Below are 17,507 nucleotides of genomic sequence, written 5' to 3'. Positions count from 1 at the left end.
GAGCACCCGCCCGTGACCCTGGCAGGGCGAACGCGTGATCGCCGTCCGCGGCGTCCCCCTCGGGACGCCGCGGCGACGATGTCCCTCATCGGCCACCTCCGCGAGTTGCGCAACCGGGTCGCCAAGGCGCTGCTGGCCCTGCTGGTCGGCACCGCGGTGGCCTTCTGGTGGTACGAGCACGGCCTGGGCGACTTCATCCGCGCCCCGTACTGCGGGCTCCCCGACGACCTGCGCTTCGACGGCGGCAGCGAGCAGGAGTGCGGCCTGCTGATCACCGACGTGCTGAGCGGTGTCTTCATCCGCCTGAAGGTCAGCTTCCTGTGCGGTGCGGTGCTCTCCGCGCCGTTCTGGCTGTACCAGCTGTGGGCGTTCGTGACCCCGGGGCTGAAGAGGAACGAGAAGGCCTACGGCTTCGGGTTCGTCGCCGTCTCCTCGACGCTGTTCGCCCTGGGGGCGGCGCTGGCCTACATCTCCTTGTCCACGGGCCTGGAGCTGCTGCTCGGCCTGGCCGGCAGCGGCACGGTCATCGCGCTGACCGCGCAGGACTACATCGGCTTCGCGCTCTCCCTGCTGATCGCCTTCGGCGTGAGCTTCGAGGTCCCGCTGCTGGCGGTGGCGCTGAACCTGGTGGGCGTCCTGAGCCACCAGACGTTGTCCAAGGGCCGGCGGTGGATCTTCTTCCTCACCATCGTCTTCGCCGCGTTCATCACCCCCACCCAGGACCCGTTCACCATGCTCGCGATGGCCGGGCCGATGATCGTGCTGTTCGAGATCGCGATCCAGATCGCCCGTTTCGTCGACCGTCGGCGGGCGAAGAAGGCGGCGGCCGCAGGCCTGGCCGGGATCGACGACGACGAGGCGTCCCCGTTCGTCGGCGGACCGTCGGCGCTGGACACCACCCCCAGCGACCTCGACACCACCCCGAGCGACCTGGGCACCGCCTCGAGCAACCTGGACGAGCCGGACCCGGTCGAACGATCCTGACCTGACGGCCTTCCTGCAGGAGCCCGCCGCGAGCGTGCGAGTGGCGGGGGGCAGGAAGGTCCTTACTGTGGAGGGCATGTCCAGCCCGGCCGAGCGGTACGCGGCTGCCCGCCGACGTAGCGCGCACCCCACCCTCGCCGACTTCACCGCCGAGCTCGGCTTCAGCCTGGACCCCTTCCAGGTCGAGGCCTGCGAGGCGCTCGAGCGCGGCTCCGGCGTGCTGGTCTGCGCGCCCACCGGCGCCGGCAAGACCGTGGTCGGGGAGTTCGCCGTCCACAAGGCGCTGAAGGAGGGCCGCAAGGCCTTCTACACCACCCCGATCAAGGCGCTGTCCAACCAGAAGTACAACGACCTCGTCGACCGGTACGGGTCGGCGCGGGTCGGCCTGCTGACCGGCGACAACGCCATCAACGGCGACGCACCGATCGTGGTGATGACCACCGAGGTGCTCCGCAACATGCTCTACGTCGACTCCCCGGCGCTCACCGACCTCGGCTACGTGGTCATGGACGAGGTGCACTACCTCGCCGACCGGTTCCGCGGCGCGGTCTGGGAGGAGGTGATCATCCACCTCCCCGAACACGTCCGGCTGGTCTCGCTGTCGGCGACGGTGAGCAACGCGGAGGAGTTCGCCGACTGGCTGGTCAGCGTCCGCGGGGACACCGCCGTGGTGGTCAGCGAGGTGCGCCCGATCCCGCTGTGGCAGCACATGCTGGTCGGGGGGCGGGTCTTCGACCTGTTCGCGCTGCGCCCCGCCGCGCACGCGGGGGAGTGGGAGCAGACCCCGCGCGGGCAGTCGACCCGCGAGCGCGGCCGGGCCGTCGTGGACCCGGAGCTGGTCCGCTTCGTGCACGAGCAGGAGCGCCGGTACGACTCCTTCTCCGGCGGCGGGGGCGGCTCCCGGGGCGGGTTCAGCCACAAACCGCGCTTCCGGCCGCCGTCGCGGCCCGACGTCGTCGAGCGGCTGGACCGCGCCGGGCTCCTGCCGGCGATCACCTTCGTGTTCAGCCGCAACGGCTGCGACGCCGCCGTCCACCAGTGCCTGGCCTCGGGCATGCGGCTGACCGACGAGGTCGAACGGTCGGCGATCGCCGAGGTCATCGACCGGCGCACCGGGTCGCTGCCCGAGGAGGACCTGCACGTCCTGGGCTTCTGGGAGTGGCGGGAGGGGCTGCTGGCCGGGTTCGCCGCCCACCACGCCGGGCTGGTGCCGGCGTTCAAGGAGACCGTCGAGGAGTGCTTCGTCCGCGGCCTGGTCAAGGCCGTGTTCGCCACCGAGACCCTCGCGCTGGGCATCAACATGCCCGCGCGCACCGTCGTCCTCGAGCGGCTGGTGAAGTGGAACGGCGAGGCGCACGTCGACGTCACGCCGGGGGAGTACACCCAGCTCACCGGCCGCGCGGGACGGCGCGGGATCGACATCGAGGGCCACGCGGTGGTGGTCTGGGCCCCCGGCGTCGACCCGGCGGCCGTCGCGGGGCTGGCCAGCACCCGCACCTACCCGCTCAAGTCCTCCTTCCGGCCCAGCTACAACATGGCGGTCAACCTCGTCGGCACGCTGGGCCGGGCGCGGGCGAGGGAGCTGCTCGGCTCGTCCTTCGCGCAGTTCCAGGCCGACCGCTCGGTGGTCGGGCTGGCCCGGTCCGCCGCCCGACACGAGGAGACGGCGGCCCAGCTGCAGCGGGAGATGAGCGGCGGGCTCACCGACGCCGCCCTGGACGTCGCCGGCTACGCCAAGCTGCGGCTGGAGATCTCCGAGCGGGAGAAGGCGCTGTCCCGCGACACCCAGGCCCGCCGCCGGCTCGAGGCCGCGGAGTCGCTGGAGGCACTGCGCCCCGGCGACGTCATCCGGGTGCCGTCCGGGCGCCGCCAGGGCCTCGCCGTGGTGCTCGACCCGGGCGTCACCGAGCTCGCCGACCCCCGTCCGCTGGTGCTCACCGAGGACCGCTGGGCCGGTCGCCTGGCCGCGGTCGACTTCCCCAGCCCGGTCAGCGCGCTGGCCCGGGTCAAGGTGCCGAAGAACTTCAACCACCGCAGCCCGCACGCCCGCCGCGACCTCGCCTCCACGCTGCGGAACGCGCGGGCGGAGAACGGGCTGGGTGCGCGCCGCACCAAGGGCCGCTCGGCCGCCGGCGACGACCCGGTGCTCACCGACCTGCGGCACGCCCTGCGTGCGCACCCCGTGCACGAGCTCCCCGACCGGGAGGAGCGGGTGCGCGCCGCCGACCGCTGGCTGCGCGAGGTGCGGGACGCCGAGCGGCTGCACCGGCAGATGGCCGAGCGCACCGGCTCGCTGATCCGCCAGTTCGACCGCACCTGCGACGTCCTCACCGAACTGGGCTACCTGGTGCCCGAGGCGCCCACCGCCGAGCAGGGGGAGCCCGACCGGGTGACCGACGCCGGCCGGCAGCTGGCCCGGCTGTGGACCGAGACCGACCTGCTCACCGCCGAGTGCCTGCGCGCCGGGGCGTTCCGCGGCCTGACCCCCGCCGAGCTCGCCGCCTGCGTCTCGGCGCTGGTGTTCGAGGCCCGTCGGGAGAGCCCGGCCACCCCCTCGGTGCCGGCCGGCAAGGTCGCCGGCGCACTGGCCGAGATGCGCCGCGTGCGCGCCCGCCTGTTCGACGTGGAGACCGAGCACGGCGTGCCGGCCACCCGCGACCTCGACCTGGGCTTCGTCTGGGCGGCCTTCCGGTGGGCCGACGGGCAGTCCCTGGACCGGGTGCTCGCCGGCGCCGAGCAGGCCGGCACCGAGCTCTCCGGCGGGGACTTCGTCCGCTGGGCCCGCCAGCTCATCGACCTGCTCGACCAGCTGGCCAAGGTCGCCGACGAGCCGCTGGCCGGGGTGGCCCGGTCCGCCGTCGGCCGGGTGCGGCGCGGGGTCGTGGCGGTCGCCGTCACGGGCTGACCGCCGCGGCGCCCAGGCAGTCGGGCAGGATCCCAGCCGCCGCCCCCTCGACGGAGGAGCCACGATGAGCCAGCCCCCGCAGGGACCGCCCGAGCCCGGCCCTCACCCGCGCCCGGCGGCGCCCGGCTGGGGCGGGCAGGGCGGTGGGGGCGGCTGGGGACCACCGTCGGGCCAGCCGGCCCGCCTGCCGCCGTACGGGCAGCCGGGCCGCCCCGGGGCACCGCAGTACGCACCCCCTCCGCAGTGGGCACCGCCCGCCTACGGGCAGCCCCCGTACGGGCAGCCGGTCGGCTGGGGCGCACCGCCGGCCCCGCCCCGCCGCGCACGCCGGGGGGTGCTCGCCGTGCTCGCCGTTGCCCTGTTCGCCCTGGTGGTGCTGGTGACGCCCGGGTTCGGCTCGACCCGGCTGGACCCCGACGCGGTCGAGCGGGACGTCGCCGAGCAGTACGAGGAGCTGCGTGGTGTCCCGCTGGAGCTGCGCTGCGAGGAACCGATGCCGGTGGCCGAGGGCGGGACCTACGCATGCGCCGGGACCACCGGTGACGGTGACGAGGTGACCGTCACCATCGAGGTCACCGACACCGACGGCGACTACACCTGGGAGGACGGCTGACCTGGCTCAGCCCGGCGCGTCGTCCGGCCAGCCCAGGGCGGCGCCCAGCCGGCGGACCGAGGACCCCAGCCCGTGCCGCTCGGCGAGCACCGCCAGGGTGTCCGGGTCGGCCGGGCGGGACGGCAGGTCGCCGCTCACCGGGGGCAGGTCGATCGAGCTGACCACGGCGACCACCGCGGGCGCGGCGTCGAGGTAGTCGGCGGCGGCGGTGAGCTTCTTCAGCACCGCAGCGGTGAGCGGCGCCTTCGGGACGACGGTGCGGGTGGCGGCCGCCCGGATCCCGGCGAGGGATCCGTACTCGTTGATCAGCGCGGCGGCCGTCTTGGCGCCCACCCCGGCGACCCCGGGCAGCCCGTCGCTCGGGTCGCCGCGCAGCACCGCGAAGTCGGCGTAGGCGCGGCCGGGGATGCCGTACTTCGCCGACACCGCTGCCTCGTCGACGAACTCCAGGTCGGTGATCCCGCGGTTGGTGTAGAGCACCCGCACGCCGCGGGCGTCGTCGACCAGCTGGAAGAGGTCGCGGTCACCGGTGACGACGTCGACCGGGCCCCGCGCGCGGGTGGCCAGCGTGCCGATGACGTCGTCGGCCTCGTACCCCGGCGCACCCACCCGGGCCAGCCCGGCGGCCGCGAGCACCTCGACCAGCACCGGCACCTGCGGCGCCAGTTCGTCCGGGGTCTCCTCCCCGCCCTCCGGCGCCACCCGGTGCGCCTTGTAGGAGGGGACGGCGGCCACCCGGAACGCCGGCCGCCAGTCGTCGTCCCAGCAGGCGATCAGCCGCTGCGGCCGGTGGGCCACCACCAGCCGGGCGGTCATGTCCAGGAACCCGCGCACCGCGTTGACCGGTCGCCCGTCGGGGGAGGTCACCGATGTGGGGACGCCGTAGAACGCACGGAAGTAGAGGCTGGCGGCGTCCAGCAGCATCGTCGTCACGGGCGCGACGGTAACGGCCTGGTGACGACGGCCGATCACGTCGGTGGCCGTGGTTAGTCTGCCGAGGTGTCCGGATCCGTTCCCCCTTCCCCGCTGGTCTCCATCGACCGGGTGCGCGCCGCCCGCGCGGTCGCCGACGAGGTCGGCGTCGACGTCGTCGTGGTCACGCCGGGCTCGGACCTGCGCTACCTCTGCGGGTACGACGCGCACGCCATGGAGCGGCTGACCGCCCTGGCCGTGCCCCGCCGGGGCGAGCCGCTGCTGGTCGTGCCCCGGCTGGAGGCCCCGATGGTCGAGGCGTCCCCGGCCGGCTCGCTCGGCCTGGAGGTGCTGGCCTGGGACGAGACCGACGACCCCTTCGCCCGGCTGGCCGACGCCCTCACCGCGCGGCTCGGATCCGCGCCGCAGCGGGTGGCGGTGGGCAACCGCACCTGGGCCGAGCACGCGCTGGGCATCCAGCGGGCGCTGCCCGGCTCGACGCTGGAGCTGGCCGCGCCGGTGGTCGACCGACTGCGGATGGTGAAGACCCCGGCCGAGGTCGAGGAGCTGGCGCTGGCCGGTGCCGCGATCGACCGGGTGCACGCCCGGATGGGGGAGTGGCTGCGGGTCGGGCGCACCGAGGCCGCCGTGGGGGCCGACATCGCCGCGGCGATCCTCGCCGAGGGGCACGTCGGGGTCGACTTCACCATCGTCGGCTCCGGGCCGAACGGGGCCAGCCCGCACCACGAGCTGTCCGACCGGGTCGTGCAGGCCGGTGACCTGGTGGTGGTCGACATCGGCGGGGAGACCGCCACCGGCTACCGGTCGGACTGCACCCGCACCTACGTGGTGGGCGGCTCGGCCGACGCCGAGACCGCCGAGTGGTACGCCGTGCTCCAGCGCGCTCAGGAGGCCGCGACGGCCGCGGTGCGACCGGGCGTGACCTGCGAGCAGATCGACGCGGTGGCCCGCGACGTGATCACCGAGGCCGGCTGGGGCGAGCAGTTCATCCACCGCACCGGGCACGGGATCGGGCTGGACACCCACGAGGCGCCCTACGTCGTCGCCGGCAACGAGCTGCCGCTGGAGCCGGGCATGGCGTTCTCCGTCGAGCCCGGCATCTACCTGGCCGGCCGCTGCGGCGCCCGGATCGAGGACATCGTGGTCTGCACCGACGACGGCGTCCGCACGCTGAACGAGGGCCCCCGTGAGCTCGTCGAACTCCCCGGCTGACCCCGGCCCCGCGCCCGACGTCGACCGGGCGCTGCTGTCGGCGCTGGCCCGGGACGGGCGCGCCAGCTACACCGACCTGGCCGAGCGGGTCGGGCTGTCGGTCTCCGCGGTGCACCAGCGGGTGCGGCGGCTGGAGCAGCGCGGGCTGATCACCGGGTACGGCGCGCACCTGGATGCGAAGTCCCTGGGGCTGCCGCTGACCGCCTTCGTGTCGATCACCCCGATCGAGGCCGCCCAGCCCGACGACGCCCCGGCCCGGCTCGCGCACCTCAGCGCCATCGAGGAGTGCCACTCGGTCGCCGGCGTGGAGAGCTACATCCTCAAGGTGCGGGTGGCCTCACCGGACGCGCTGGAGGTGCTGCTGCAGCAGATCCGGGCCGCCGCCAACGTCACCACCCGGACGACGGTCGTGCTCTCCACCGCCTACGAGAAGCGCCCGCCGATCTAGCCGAGCGCTGGACACCGGTTCGAACGTGTGTTCGGATGGTCCGCATGCGGTGGGACGCCCAGAAGCTCGACCTCGACGAGCCGACGGCGCTGCCCGGGCTGCCCACGGTCCGCGGGCTGCTGCGCCGGGTGCAGGTGCCGGAGTTCCCCGGCCTGACGTTCCACGAGGTCCGGGCCAAGAGCGCGCTGAACGCCGTGCCGAAGGGCTCGGCCATGCCGTTCGGGCACACGATCAACCCCTACCGGGGCTGCTCCCATGCGTGCACCTACTGCTTCGCTCGGGGGACGCACGAGTGGCTGGAGCTGGACAGCGGCGCCGACTTCGACCAGCAGATCGTGGTCAAGACCAACATCGCCGAGGTGCTGCGCCGGGAGCTCGCCCGCCCGTCCTGGCAGCGGGAGCACGTGGCGCTGGGCACGAACACCGACCCGTACCAGCGGGCAGAGGGCCGCTACCGGCTGATGCCCGGGATCATCAGCGCCCTGGCGTCGTCCGGCACGCCGTTCTCGGTGCTGACCAAGGGCACGCTGGCCCGGCGCGATGTGCCGTTGCTGGCCGCCGCGGCCCAGGATGTGCCGATCGGCATGGGCGTGTCGATGGCCATCTGGGACGACGACCTGCACCGGTCACTGGAGCCCGGCGTCCCCACCCCGCGGGCGCGGCTGGACCTGGTCCGGGCGATCACCGACGCCGGGCTGCCCTGCGGGGTGTTCCTCGCCCCGGTGCTGCCCGGGCTCACCGACCGGCTCGACCACCTCGAGGCCGCGATCGCGGCGATCGCCGACGCCGGTGCCACCGGGGTCACCGTCCTGCCGCTGCACCTGCGCCCCGGCGCGCGGGAGTGGTTCACCGCCTGGCTGTCCCGGGAGCACCCGGCCCTGGTACCGCGCTACCGGAGCCTCTACGGCCGGGGCGCCTACGTCCCCGCCGACTACCGGTCCTGGCTCGCCGGCCGGGTCGCCCCGGTGCTCGCCCGGTACGGCCTGGACCGGCAGAGCGGCGGTACGGCTCGGGGCGTGGACACCGGTTCGACGACCGGCCTGCCCGGCGACGAGTCGGCCGGGTTCCCCGCCGGCAGCCTGCCGGGCCGCGCAGCGACCGCGGACCGGGGGCCGGCCGCCGAGCCCGAGCAGCTGGCGCTCTGCTGAGCGGCGTCAGCCGGCCAGCCGGTTCGTCCGGTGCACACTCCGCAACGCCCGCACGGTGCCGCGCGACGCGACCGGCGGCGCGCCGGCGGCCAGGGCCAGGCGGCGGTAGGAGTCGTAGGAGAGCGTCAGGTAGACCGTGGCCAGGGCATCGACCGCGTCGCGGCGTCGGGGGAGCGCGGTGGCCTGCAGGTGCCGCCCGGTGTTGGCCGCGTGCTTGGCGAACGTCGTCTGCAGCGCCTGGGTGGACAGCCGACCACCGACGTGGCTGTCCACGCCCGGCCCCCGGCGCAGCGCCGGCAGCACCCACGGGCTGGCGGCCAGGGTCGGGAAGCGGTTCCGGGACGCCTCCCACGCCGTCCACGCCTGGGTGGCGCCGCGGACGGTCCAGTCGCCGTCGTCGGTCCGGATCCGCAGCCCGCGCCCGGACACGTCGACCTGGTCCCGGCGCAGTGACCGGAACTGGCCCACCGTCGCCGGCCACTGCAGGGCCAGTGCGCACCACGCCACGGTGCGCAGGTGCTCGGGGTCGTCACTGCGCAGCTCGGTGAGCGGCCGCAGGTCCAGCACCGGCGGATCCGGCTCGGGGGTGGAGGGGAGCGGCAGGTCCAGCCCGCCGTAGCGCGCGACCTTGCTGTAGAGCGTGACGGTCGCCGGCTTCCACTCCCGCGCGGCGGCGAGCTCCTCGAGCCCTCCGGCGGCGAGGTCGTCCGGCCCCAGGTCGAGTTCCAGCGCGGCCTCGACCAGCCGGCGCCACTGCGCCTCGTACCCCCGGGGCACAGCCAGCCGTTGCCAGGCGCGCTCGGCGGGCGGGGTGGGCATGTGCGGCAGCGGAGGCTGCCACCGACCGGACATGCCGGAACACTACCGTTATGCCCAACAAACTATCCATACGAAACTTGTGCCCACTTGCCGAGAGCGAGATCACGGCACCCTCCGGGCGCCACAGCATCGAGCGGGAGGGAACCACCGTCTCGATGGGCGCCGCCAACGGTGCACCGGTGATCATGGCGACGTGCGCACGGTGGGAGTCGAGGAAGAACTGCTGGTCGTCGCCGCGTCGGGCACTCCCGTGCCGCTGGGCCCCGAGGCGTTGGAGGCCGCCGCGCGCCGCGGGGAGGGGGAGACCGTCGGGGACCACGACCGCGCCGAGCGGGAGGACGACGACGGGACACCCGAGGCGCACCTCGTGCCCGAGCTGAAGGAGCAGCAGATCGAGCTGGGCACCCGGGTCTGCCGGGACCTGGACGAGGTGACCGGCGAGCTCGTCTGGTGGCGGTCCCGGGCCGATGCCGCCGCCGCGGCGGTGGGCGCACGGGTGGCGGCCCTGGCCACGTCGCCGGTGCCGGTGCAGCCGGTCGCCACCCCGGGCCGCCGGTACACCCGGATGATCGAGGCGTTCGGCCTCACCGCCGAGGAGGTGCTGACCTGCGGCTGCCACGTGCACGTGTCGGTGTCCGACGACGAGGAGGGCGTCGCCGTCCTCGACCGGATCCGCGTCTGGCTGCCGGTGCTGACCGCGCTGACCAGCAACTCCCCGTTCTGGGGCGGCCGGGACACCGGGTACGCGAGCTTCCGCTCCCAGGTCTGGAACCGCTGGCCCTCCGCCGGCCCCACCGGGCGGTTCGGCACGCCCGAGGCCTACCACCGGCTCGTCGCCGACCTCACCGCCACAGGCACCGTCCTGGACGAGGGGATGGTCTACTTCGACGCCCGGCTGTCGGCGTCCTGGCCCACGGTCGAGGTGCGGGTCGCCGACGTGGTGCTGCGGGTGGCCGACGCCGTCCTGCACACCGGGCTCGTGCGGGCCCTCGTGGAGACCGCCGCCCGCGAGTGGCGGGCCGGGGTGCCCGCCCCCGACGTCCCCACCGAGCTGATCCGCGTCGCCGCCTGGCGGGCCGCGCGGTCCGGCCTGGACGACGTCCTCGTCGATCCCCGGTCGGGTCGACCGGCGCCCGCCGGCGAGGTGCTCGACGCGCTGCTGGCGCACGTCCGCCCCGCGCTGGACGACGCCGGCGACCTCGAGCGGGTCGGGGAGGGCCTCGCCGAGCTGCTCAGCCGGGGTACCGGCGCGCGCCAGCAGCGGTCGGTGTTCGCCGAGACCGGGAACCTTGCCGCCGTCGTCCGGGAGGCGGTGGCGGCCACCCACGTCGGGTGAGCGGGCCGACCTACGGGACCGTTGGTTAGGGTCCGCTCATGTACACCGCCAGCTGGGGCGACATCGTCCGTCGCGACCTCTTCGGGCCTGGTCCGGACCGGCGCGACCGGCCCTACCGGTTCGTCATCCGGATGGCGCTGGTCGTGTTCCGGCTCTTCGGCTTCCGCTTCGACGTCCGGGGCAGCCAGCACGTGCCCACCTCCGGCGGTGCGATCGTGTGCAGCAACCACGTCAGCTACCTCGACTTCACCTTCCTGGGGCTGGCGGCGCTGCCGCAGCACCGCCTGGTCCGGTTCATGGCGAAGGCCTCGGTGTTCGGGCACTGGTTCGCCGGTCCGTTCATGCGGGCCATGCAGCACATCCCGGTCGACCGCGCGGCCGGCGCAGCGGCCTTCGACTCCGCGGTGCGGGCGCTGAAGGACGGCCAGGTCGTCGGCGTCTTCCCCGAGGCGACGATCAGCAGCTCGTTCACCGTCAAGGACCTGAAGGCCGGCGCCGCGCGGATGGCCCTGGACGCCGGCGTGCCGATCCTGCCGGCCGCCGTGTGGGGCGGGCAGCGGATCGCCACCAAGGGGCACAAGGTGGTGCTCACGCGCGGGGTGGCGGTGACGGTGGTCGTCGGCGAGCCCATCGTTCCCGAGCCGGGGGAGAAGGCGCAGGCCCTGCTGCGACGCACCCGGGCGGCGATGGAGGAGCTGCTGGCCGAGGCCCAGCGGACCTACCCCGACCAGCCGGCCGGCGACGACGACCGCTGGTGGCTGCCGGCCCACCTCGGCGGCTCGGCACCGACGCCGGAGCAGGCCGCGGCGCGGGACACCTCGCACGCCGGGGGCAGCCGGGCCAAGCCGAAGACGCCGCACCCGGTGGCCCGCCTGCGCCGCCGGCTGGCCCGGCGCGGTCGCTGAGTCAGCGCACCGGCCCCAGTTCCGCCCGCGTGACCGGCGGCACGAGCTCCCGCTCGTAGGTGCGATGCCAGAAGGCGCCGGACTTCCGCCGCTCCGCGCGGGTGGTGAACCGGTAGCGGTAGACCAGCACCCGGACGGCGGCCGGTGGCCGGTCCCCGAACGGCGCCGACCGGAGCAGCCGGAGCGTGGCGGGGTCGGCGTCCAGCAGCTTGCCGAGGAACGCGGTCAGCCAGCTGCGGCCGTAGGCGGGGGAGAGGGCGACGAACCACATCAGCCAGTCCAGGCGCAGGTGGTACGGCGCCCACTGCGGGGGGCGACGGTAGGGGTCGCCGGGCTTGCCGCGGAACTCGTACTCCCGCCAGACGGCGTCCGGCCCCGGCTCGTCGGTCGCCTCGACCACCAGCTCCCGGCGGATTCGGGTGACCGACCCGAAGGCGCCGTAGCTGTTGACCAGCCGCAGCGGGTCGAAGCTGGTGTTCATCCGCTGCTGCCGGGACAGCAGGTTGCGCACCGGTGCGACGCTGAGCACGGCGACCAGCACCGTCAGCGCGATCGAGACGGCGGCGAACCCGGGAGGTGAGTCCAGCTGCGCCGGCGGGTCGACCGGCAGCACGGCGTCGTACCAGCGACCGTCGATCAGCCCGAGGGCGAGCACCAGGGTCAGCCAGTTGAGCCAGGCGAAGTTGCCGCTGATGACCAGGTAGCCCTGGGTGACCACGACGACGAGCGCGGCCGCGCTCGCGACCGGCTGCGGCGCGAGAAGCCCGAACACGACCACCAGCTGGGTGACGTGGTTGGCCAGCGTCTCCACCCGGTGCAGCCGCGGCGGCAGCCGGTGGAACCACCAGCTCAGCGGGCCGGGCATCGGCTGGGTCTCGTGGTGGAAGTCCAGGCAGGTCAGGTCGCGCCAGCAACGGTCACCGCGCAGCTTGATCAGCCCGGCGCCGAACTCCAGCCGGAAGAGCAACCAGGCCAGCAGCCACAGCACCAGGGTCGGCGGCGCGACGTGCGCCGGACCGAGGAAGACCATCAGGAAGCCGGTCTCCAGCAGCAGGGTTTCCCAGCCGAAGCCGTACCAGATCTGGCCGACGTTGACGATCGACAGGTACAGCCCCCAGAGCGCCAGCCACAGCGCCATCCAGCCCGCCACCGGCAGCCGGTCGGCCAGCCCGGTCAGGACGGCGAGCGACAGGGCGATGCCCGCCCAGCAGACGCCGGCGAACAACCCGTCGGACCAGCGCCAGTGGAAGAGACTGGGCGCGCGGCGGAACGAGCTGTGCCGGAGGAAGCGGGGGACCGGGGTCAGCCCGTGCGTGCCCAGCAGCGCCGGCCCCTGGCGCAGCGCCGCGACGAACGCGAGCAGGTAGACCACCGCCACGCCCCGGGTGACGACCAGCCGGCCGAGCCAGGCGTCGGGGTCGCTGAACCACTCCACCGGTCGCTCACTCCTCCGGTGCGCTGAGCCGGAACGCCTCGACCTCGGTGCCGTACCAGCGGCGCGTGCGGCCCAGCGGCGCCATGCCCAGCCGGTCGCAGACGGCCAGTGAGCGGGTGTTGTCCGGCCGCACCACCGCGTACACCTCGGCCAGCCCCTCGCCGAACGCCCGGTCGACGACGGCGCGGGCGGCCTCGGTGGCGTAACCGCAGCCCCAGCTGTCCGGGTGCAGGTGCCAGCCGACCTCCACCTCGCCGACCCCGTTGGGCAGCGGCTTGAGCAGCACCGTGCCGGCGACCGCGCCGCCGTCGCGGGGCTCGATCGCCCAGCACCCGTGCCGGGCGTCCAGCTGGTGCACCAGCTCCCAGCGCTGCACCAGCTCGGCCGGCGTCACCGTGGGCGGGCCGCCGAGCCAGCGGGTCACCTCATCCCGGCTGTACAGGTCGGCCAGCCGGGCGAGGTCGGCCTCGTCCGTCGTCCAGGCGCGCAGCCGCAGCCGGTCGGTGCACAGCAGGTCCACCGGTCCTGGCTACCGCCGTCGTCCCGGCCGGAAACGCCCGGCTGGCCCCGGCCCGGCCGCGGGCCCCCGCCCACCCCGATGCCCGTCCTGGCTCGCCGCACGTGCTCCTGGCTCACCACCCACAGTGAGCCAGGAGCACGCATGATCAGGTCACCTGATCCCGGGCTCAGCCCACCGGGGTGAGGGCGCCGGTGCGCTGCGCGGCCCACCACGCCCGCCCCGACGCCGGCAGGGTGTGCACCGGGTCGTAGTAGGCGCGCCGGCGGTCCAGCGCAGCGGCGTCGGCACGCTCGATGCCGGTGCGGTAGTTCTTCGTCCACCAGCTGATGCCGCGCTCGCGGTCGTACTCGGCGACCTGGTGCACCCAGCGCTTCCCGACGTAGGGCACGTCGCAGACGATCCGCGGCGTGGCGAAGCCGGGCAGGTAGCCCATCAGGTCGTGCTGCAGCGTCTGGGCGTGCGCGAGGGAGACCCGCCAGTGCTCGGCGCTGGGGATCATGTCGCACATGTAGAAGTAGTAGGGCGTGATCGAGGCGCCGTCGAGCAGGGCGAAGCAGAGGTCCAGCAGCTGCCCGGCGGTGTCGTTGACGCCGGCGAGCAGCACGCCCTGGTTGCGCACGTCGCGCACCCCGGCGGCCAGCAGGGTCCGCGCGGCCTCGGCGACCAACGGGGTCACCGACTGGGCGGCGTTGACGTGGGTGTGCACCGCCAGCGAGACGCCGCGGGCTCGGGCGGTGGCGGCCAGCCGGCCCATCCCGTCGACCACCTCGCCCTGCAGCCAGTGCTGCGGGAGCCCCATCAGCGCCTTCGTGGCCAGCCGGATGTCCCGCACCGACTCGATCTCCAGCAGCCCGGCGACGAACGCCTCCAGGTTCCGGAACGGCAGGTTGGCCACGTCGCCACCGGAGACGACGACGTCGCGCACCCCGGGGGTCTCGCGCAGGTACTGCAGCATCGCACCCTGCCGGTCGACCGGCTTGAGCTCGAACCTGAGCTTCGGGACGGCCGGGGTCGAGTTGCCCACCAGGTCCATCCGGGTGCAGTGCCCGCAGTACTGCGGGCAGGTCGGCAGCAGCTCGGCCAGGACCTTGGTCGGGTAGCGGTGGGTGAGCCCCTCGACCGCCCACATCTCGTGCTCGTGCAGCGAGTCGCGCGAGGCGTACGGGTGGCTGGCGTCCTCGCCGGTGAGCCGGTCGGAGGCCACCGGGAGCATGTACCGGCGCACCGGGTCGACCAGCATCGCCGCGGTGGTGGGCTCCTCCGCCGGCACCATGGTGTTGAGCAGCTGCGGCGGCAGCAGCAGGGACATGGTCGCCCGCCCGGCCTGGTCGGCCTCGACGTCGGCGTAGAAGGAGTCGTCGAGCAGCTCTCCGTACACCCCGCGCAGCTGCCGCACGTTCTTCACGCAGCGCGCGCGCTGCCACTGGGCACTGCGCCACTCGTCCTCGGGAACGTCGGCGAAGCCGGGCAGCCGGCGCCAGTCCGGCTCGACGAGCTCCCGGGCGACGTACTCGTAGGGCTGCTCCAGCACCGCTGCTCCGTCCTCCGCGGGGAACCCGAGGGCACCCCAGGCGACTCCGTGGGGCGACCATACGGGAAGTCCTTCGGTTCACAGCCCGTTTCGCGATACCTTCTCCGCCTGTCATTGCCGACGAGCGAAGGGACGGGCGCCGGTGGCGATCGACTCGTTGCACCGCGCCCTGGGGGTGCACCGGGTGCTCGACCCGCCCGGTGTGCTGCCGCAGGCGGCCGTCCGGCTCGACCCCGACCCGCGGGTCGGCCCGGACGAGGTGCGCATCGCGGTCTCCCGGCTCAACCTCGACGCCGCCTCGTTCCGCCAGCTGTCCGAGGCGCACGGCGGCGACGGGGACGCCGTCCGGGCCGCGGTGCTGGGCATCGTCGAGACCCGCGGGAAGATGCACAATCCGGTCACCGGCTCCGGCGGGATGCTGGTCGGCGTCGTCGAGGAGGTCGGTGACCGGTCACCGCTGGGCCTGCGGCCCGGTGACCCGGTGGCCACGCTGGTGTCGCTGACGCTCACCCCGCTGCGGATCACCGACGGGCTGGCCCGCTGGGACGGGCGCGGCGAGCAGGTGCCGGCCGAGGGGACGGCGATCCTCTTCGCCCGCTCGATCGCCGCCGTCCTCCCCGACGACGTGCCGCAGCAGGTCGCGCTGGCCGTGCTGGACGTCTGCGGGGCGCCGGCCGCCACCGAGCGGGTCGTGCAGCGTGCCGGGCACCGCCCGTCGGTCGCCGTCCTCGGCGCGGCCGGCAAGTCCGGCTGCCTGAGCCTGGCCGCGGCGCGCGACGCCCGGGCGGGCCGCCTGGTGGGCGTCGTCCGGGACGGCACCGAGGCCGCGGCGCTGCGCGCGGCCGGCCTGGCCGACGAGGTGGTCGTCGCCGACGCCACCGATCCGCTGGCGGTGGCGGCCGCGGTGGGAGAGCCGGTCGACGTCACCGTCGTGTGCGTCGACGTCCCCGGCGCCGAGCACGGGGCGGTCCTCGCGACGGCCGACGGCGGCACCGTGGTCTTCTTCTCCATGGCCACGTCCTTCTCGGCGGCGGCCCTGGGAGCTGAGGGGATGGCGGCAGACGTGACGATGCTGGTGGGCAACGGCTACACGCCGGGGCACGCGGCCCTGGCGATCGACCTGTACCGGCGCACGCCGGGGGTCCGGGCGCTGATCGACCCGCGAGTGGCCCGGTGAACCTGCTGGTGACCGGCGTGACCGTGGGCGACAGTCCGGGCCGGGCGGTGCACGTCGTCGACGGCCGCATCGCCTGGCTGGGCGACGCGGCCGACGCCCCGCAGGCGGACCTCGTCCTGGACGGCGGGGGAGCGCTGCTCACCCCGGCGTTCGTCGACGCCCACGTGCACGCCACCGCCACCGGGCTGGCGCTCACCGGGCTCGACCTCGCCGGCGCCGACAGCCTGCGCTCGGCGCTGGCCCGGGTCGCCGGGCACGCCGCGGCGGCCCCCACCGGCGTGGTGCTGGGCACCGGTTGGGACGAGACGGCCTGGCCCGAGGGGCGCGGGCTGACCCGGCACGACCTGGACGCCGTGGTCGGGGACCGGCCCGCGTACCTGGCCCGGATCGACGTCCACTCGGCGACGGTCTCCACCGCCCTGCTCGACCGCCTCCCGCGGGTCACCGAGCTGCCCGGCTTCTCCGCGGACGGCCGGCTGCGGTTGGACGCGCACCACGCCGCTCGCCGGCTCGCCTACGGCTCGGTCGACCCGGTGCAGCGGCGCACCGCCCAGCGCGCCACCCTGGACGCGGCCGCGGCGCTGGGCATCGGGACGGTGCACGAGATGGCCGGCCCGGAGGTCTCCGGCGCCGACGACCTGTCCGGGCTGCTGCAGCTGGCCGCCGAGCAGCCCGGGCCGCGGGTGCTCGGGTACTGGGGCGAGCTGTTCGAACGCGGCGGCCTCGACGTCGTCGCCGAGCTCGGCCTGGCCGGTGCCGGCGGCGACCTGTTCTGCGACGGGGCGTTCGGCTCGCACACCGCCGCGCTGAGCAGCCCGTACACCGACCGCCCGGAGACAACCGGAGCGCTGCGCTTCGAGACCGGCCAGCTGGTCGAGCACCTGCGGGCCTGCACGAGGGCATCGGTGCAGGCCGGCTTCCACGTGATCGGCGACGCCGCGGTGGCCCAGGTGCTCACCGCCGTCGGCGCCGTCGTCGAGGAGCTGGGGCGCGACGCCGTCCGGGCCTGCCGCCACCGGCTGGAGCACCTGGAGATGGTAGACCCCGACGCGATCGACCAGCTGCGCCGCTGGGGGATGGTGGCCAGCGTGCAGTCCGCGTTCGACGCGCTGTGGGGCGGGCCTGCGGGCATGTACGCCGAGCGGCTCGGGGTCGACCGGGCCGCGGCGACCAACCCGCTGGCCGACCTGGTCGACGGCGACGTCCCGGTCGCCCTGGGCAGCGACGCCCCGGTGACGCCGATGGACCCGTGGGGCGGGGTGTACGCCGCGGTCGACCACACCACCCCCGGCTCGGGCATGCGCCCCTTCGACGCCTTCGACGCCGCCACCCACGGCGGCTGGGTGGCCGCGCGCGCCGAGCACCCGGAGGGGCCGCTGGCGGTCGGCGCGCCGGCGGACCTGGCGCTGTGGGCGACCGAGCAGACCCTGTCCGCGGTGCTCGCCACCCGCAGCCGCCCGGCGTGCCGGCAGCTGATCGTCGCCGGCCACCCGATCGGAGACACCCGATGACCCCCACCGTCCCCGCTTTCGGCGCGGAAA

At 74.9% G+C, this 17,507-nt stretch carries 15 protein-coding genes; 10 read left to right on the top strand and 5 right to left on the bottom strand.

The genetic code is table 11. The annotated features are described in order from the left end of the window. The first annotated feature begins 78 nt into the window (after positions 1-78). The 3 genes from tatC (at position 79) to ACI79A_RS10660 (ending at position 4,502) form a co-directional block, all read left to right on the top strand. The gene (gene tatC / locus ACI79A_RS10670; protein ID WP_457082833.1) at positions 79-984 is read left to right on the top strand and encodes a twin-arginine translocase subunit TatC; all 906 of its coding nucleotides are present in this window, start codon (positions 79-81) and stop codon (positions 982-984) included. Between the two features lie 76 nt (positions 985-1,060). Continuing rightward, positions 1,061-3,889: a DEAD/DEAH box helicase gene (locus tag ACI79A_RS10665; protein WP_457082831.1), complete on the top strand. Its 2,829-nt coding sequence runs from the start codon at positions 1,061-1,063 to the stop codon at positions 3,887-3,889. Positions 3,890-4,232: 343 nt separating this feature from the next. Then, the gene (locus tag ACI79A_RS10660; RefSeq protein ID WP_457082829.1) at positions 4,233-4,502 is read left to right on the top strand and encodes a DUF4333 domain-containing protein; all 270 of its coding nucleotides are present in this window, start codon (positions 4,233-4,235) and stop codon (positions 4,500-4,502) included. A 6-nt stretch (positions 4,503-4,508) separates the two neighbouring features. Here ACI79A_RS10660 and ACI79A_RS10655 read toward each other — a convergent pair whose 3' ends face one another. Further along, the gene (locus tag ACI79A_RS10655) at positions 4,509-5,426 is read right to left on the bottom strand and encodes a 5'-3' exonuclease (protein ID WP_457082969.1); all 918 of its coding nucleotides are present in this window, start codon (positions 5,424-5,426) and stop codon (positions 4,509-4,511) included. Positions 5,427-5,501: 75 nt separating this feature from the next. Here ACI79A_RS10655 and ACI79A_RS10650 point away from each other — a divergent pair, with 75 nt between their 5' ends. From ACI79A_RS10650 to ACI79A_RS10640, 3 genes are read left to right on the top strand one after another with little or no spacing between them, the layout of a single operon-like run. Beyond that, on the top strand, positions 5,502-6,647 hold the full coding sequence (locus ACI79A_RS10650) for a M24 family metallopeptidase (protein WP_457082827.1): 1,146 nt from the start codon (positions 5,502-5,504) through the stop codon (positions 6,645-6,647). Beyond that, entirely contained in the window at positions 6,622-7,095 is a 474-nt protein-coding gene (locus ACI79A_RS10645) for an Lrp/AsnC family transcriptional regulator (RefSeq protein ID WP_457082825.1), read from the top strand. The genes ACI79A_RS10650 and ACI79A_RS10645 overlap by 26 nt, the downstream gene beginning before the upstream one ends. Positions 7,096-7,130: 35 nt before the next feature. Next, positions 7,131-8,243: an Rv2578c family radical SAM protein gene (locus tag ACI79A_RS10640; RefSeq protein WP_457082823.1), complete on the top strand. Its 1,113-nt coding sequence runs from the start codon at positions 7,131-7,133 to the stop codon at positions 8,241-8,243. 6 nt (positions 8,244-8,249) lie between these two features. On the opposite strand, the gene ACI79A_RS10635 is transcribed toward ACI79A_RS10640, so the two are convergent. Next, on the bottom strand, positions 8,250-9,062 hold the full coding sequence (locus ACI79A_RS10635) for a hypothetical protein (protein WP_457082821.1): 813 nt from the start codon (positions 9,060-9,062) through the stop codon (positions 8,250-8,252). 193 nt (positions 9,063-9,255) lie between these two features. Here ACI79A_RS10635 and ACI79A_RS10630 point away from each other — a divergent pair, with 193 nt between their 5' ends. Continuing rightward, a complete protein-coding gene (locus ACI79A_RS10630) occupies positions 9,256-10,398 on the top strand; it encodes a glutamate--cysteine ligase (protein WP_457082819.1) in 1,143 nt (380 codons plus the stop codon). Between the two features lie 38 nt (positions 10,399-10,436). After that, the gene (locus tag ACI79A_RS10625) at positions 10,437-11,303 is read left to right on the top strand and encodes a lysophospholipid acyltransferase family protein (RefSeq protein WP_457082817.1); all 867 of its coding nucleotides are present in this window, start codon (positions 10,437-10,439) and stop codon (positions 11,301-11,303) included. Between the two features lies 1 nt (position 11,304). On the opposite strand, the gene ACI79A_RS10620 is transcribed toward ACI79A_RS10625, so the two are convergent. From ACI79A_RS10620 to ACI79A_RS10610, 3 genes are all read right to left on the bottom strand, one after another. Next, the gene (locus ACI79A_RS10620; protein ID WP_457082815.1) at positions 11,305-12,738 is read right to left on the bottom strand and encodes a lipase maturation factor family protein; all 1,434 of its coding nucleotides are present in this window, start codon (positions 12,736-12,738) and stop codon (positions 11,305-11,307) included. Positions 12,739-12,745: 7 nt separating this feature from the next. After that, on the bottom strand, positions 12,746-13,258 hold the full coding sequence (locus ACI79A_RS10615; RefSeq protein ID WP_457082813.1) for a GNAT family N-acetyltransferase: 513 nt from the start codon (positions 13,256-13,258) through the stop codon (positions 12,746-12,748). Positions 13,259-13,424: 166 nt separating this feature from the next. Continuing rightward, the gene (locus tag ACI79A_RS10610) at positions 13,425-14,789 is read right to left on the bottom strand and encodes a KamA family radical SAM protein (protein WP_457082811.1); all 1,365 of its coding nucleotides are present in this window, start codon (positions 14,787-14,789) and stop codon (positions 13,425-13,427) included. Positions 14,790-14,931: 142 nt separating this feature from the next. Here ACI79A_RS10610 and kdd point away from each other — a divergent pair, with 142 nt between their 5' ends. Together kdd and ACI79A_RS10600 are read left to right on the top strand one after the other, a co-directional pair. Next, positions 14,932-15,966, top strand: coding sequence for an L-erythro-3,5-diaminohexanoate dehydrogenase (gene kdd / locus ACI79A_RS10605; RefSeq protein WP_457082809.1), 1,035 nt, complete (start codon positions 14,932-14,934; stop codon positions 15,964-15,966). Continuing rightward, a complete protein-coding gene (locus tag ACI79A_RS10600; protein WP_457082807.1) occupies positions 15,963-17,477 on the top strand; it encodes an amidohydrolase in 1,515 nt (504 codons plus the stop codon). The genes kdd and ACI79A_RS10600 overlap by 4 nt, the downstream gene beginning before the upstream one ends. Positions 17,478-17,507: the final 30 nt, after the last annotated feature.

It is taken from the genome of Modestobacter sp. SYSU DS0657, from assembly GCF_054050925.1.
This window is presented reverse-complemented; position numbering and strand designations above follow the sequence as displayed.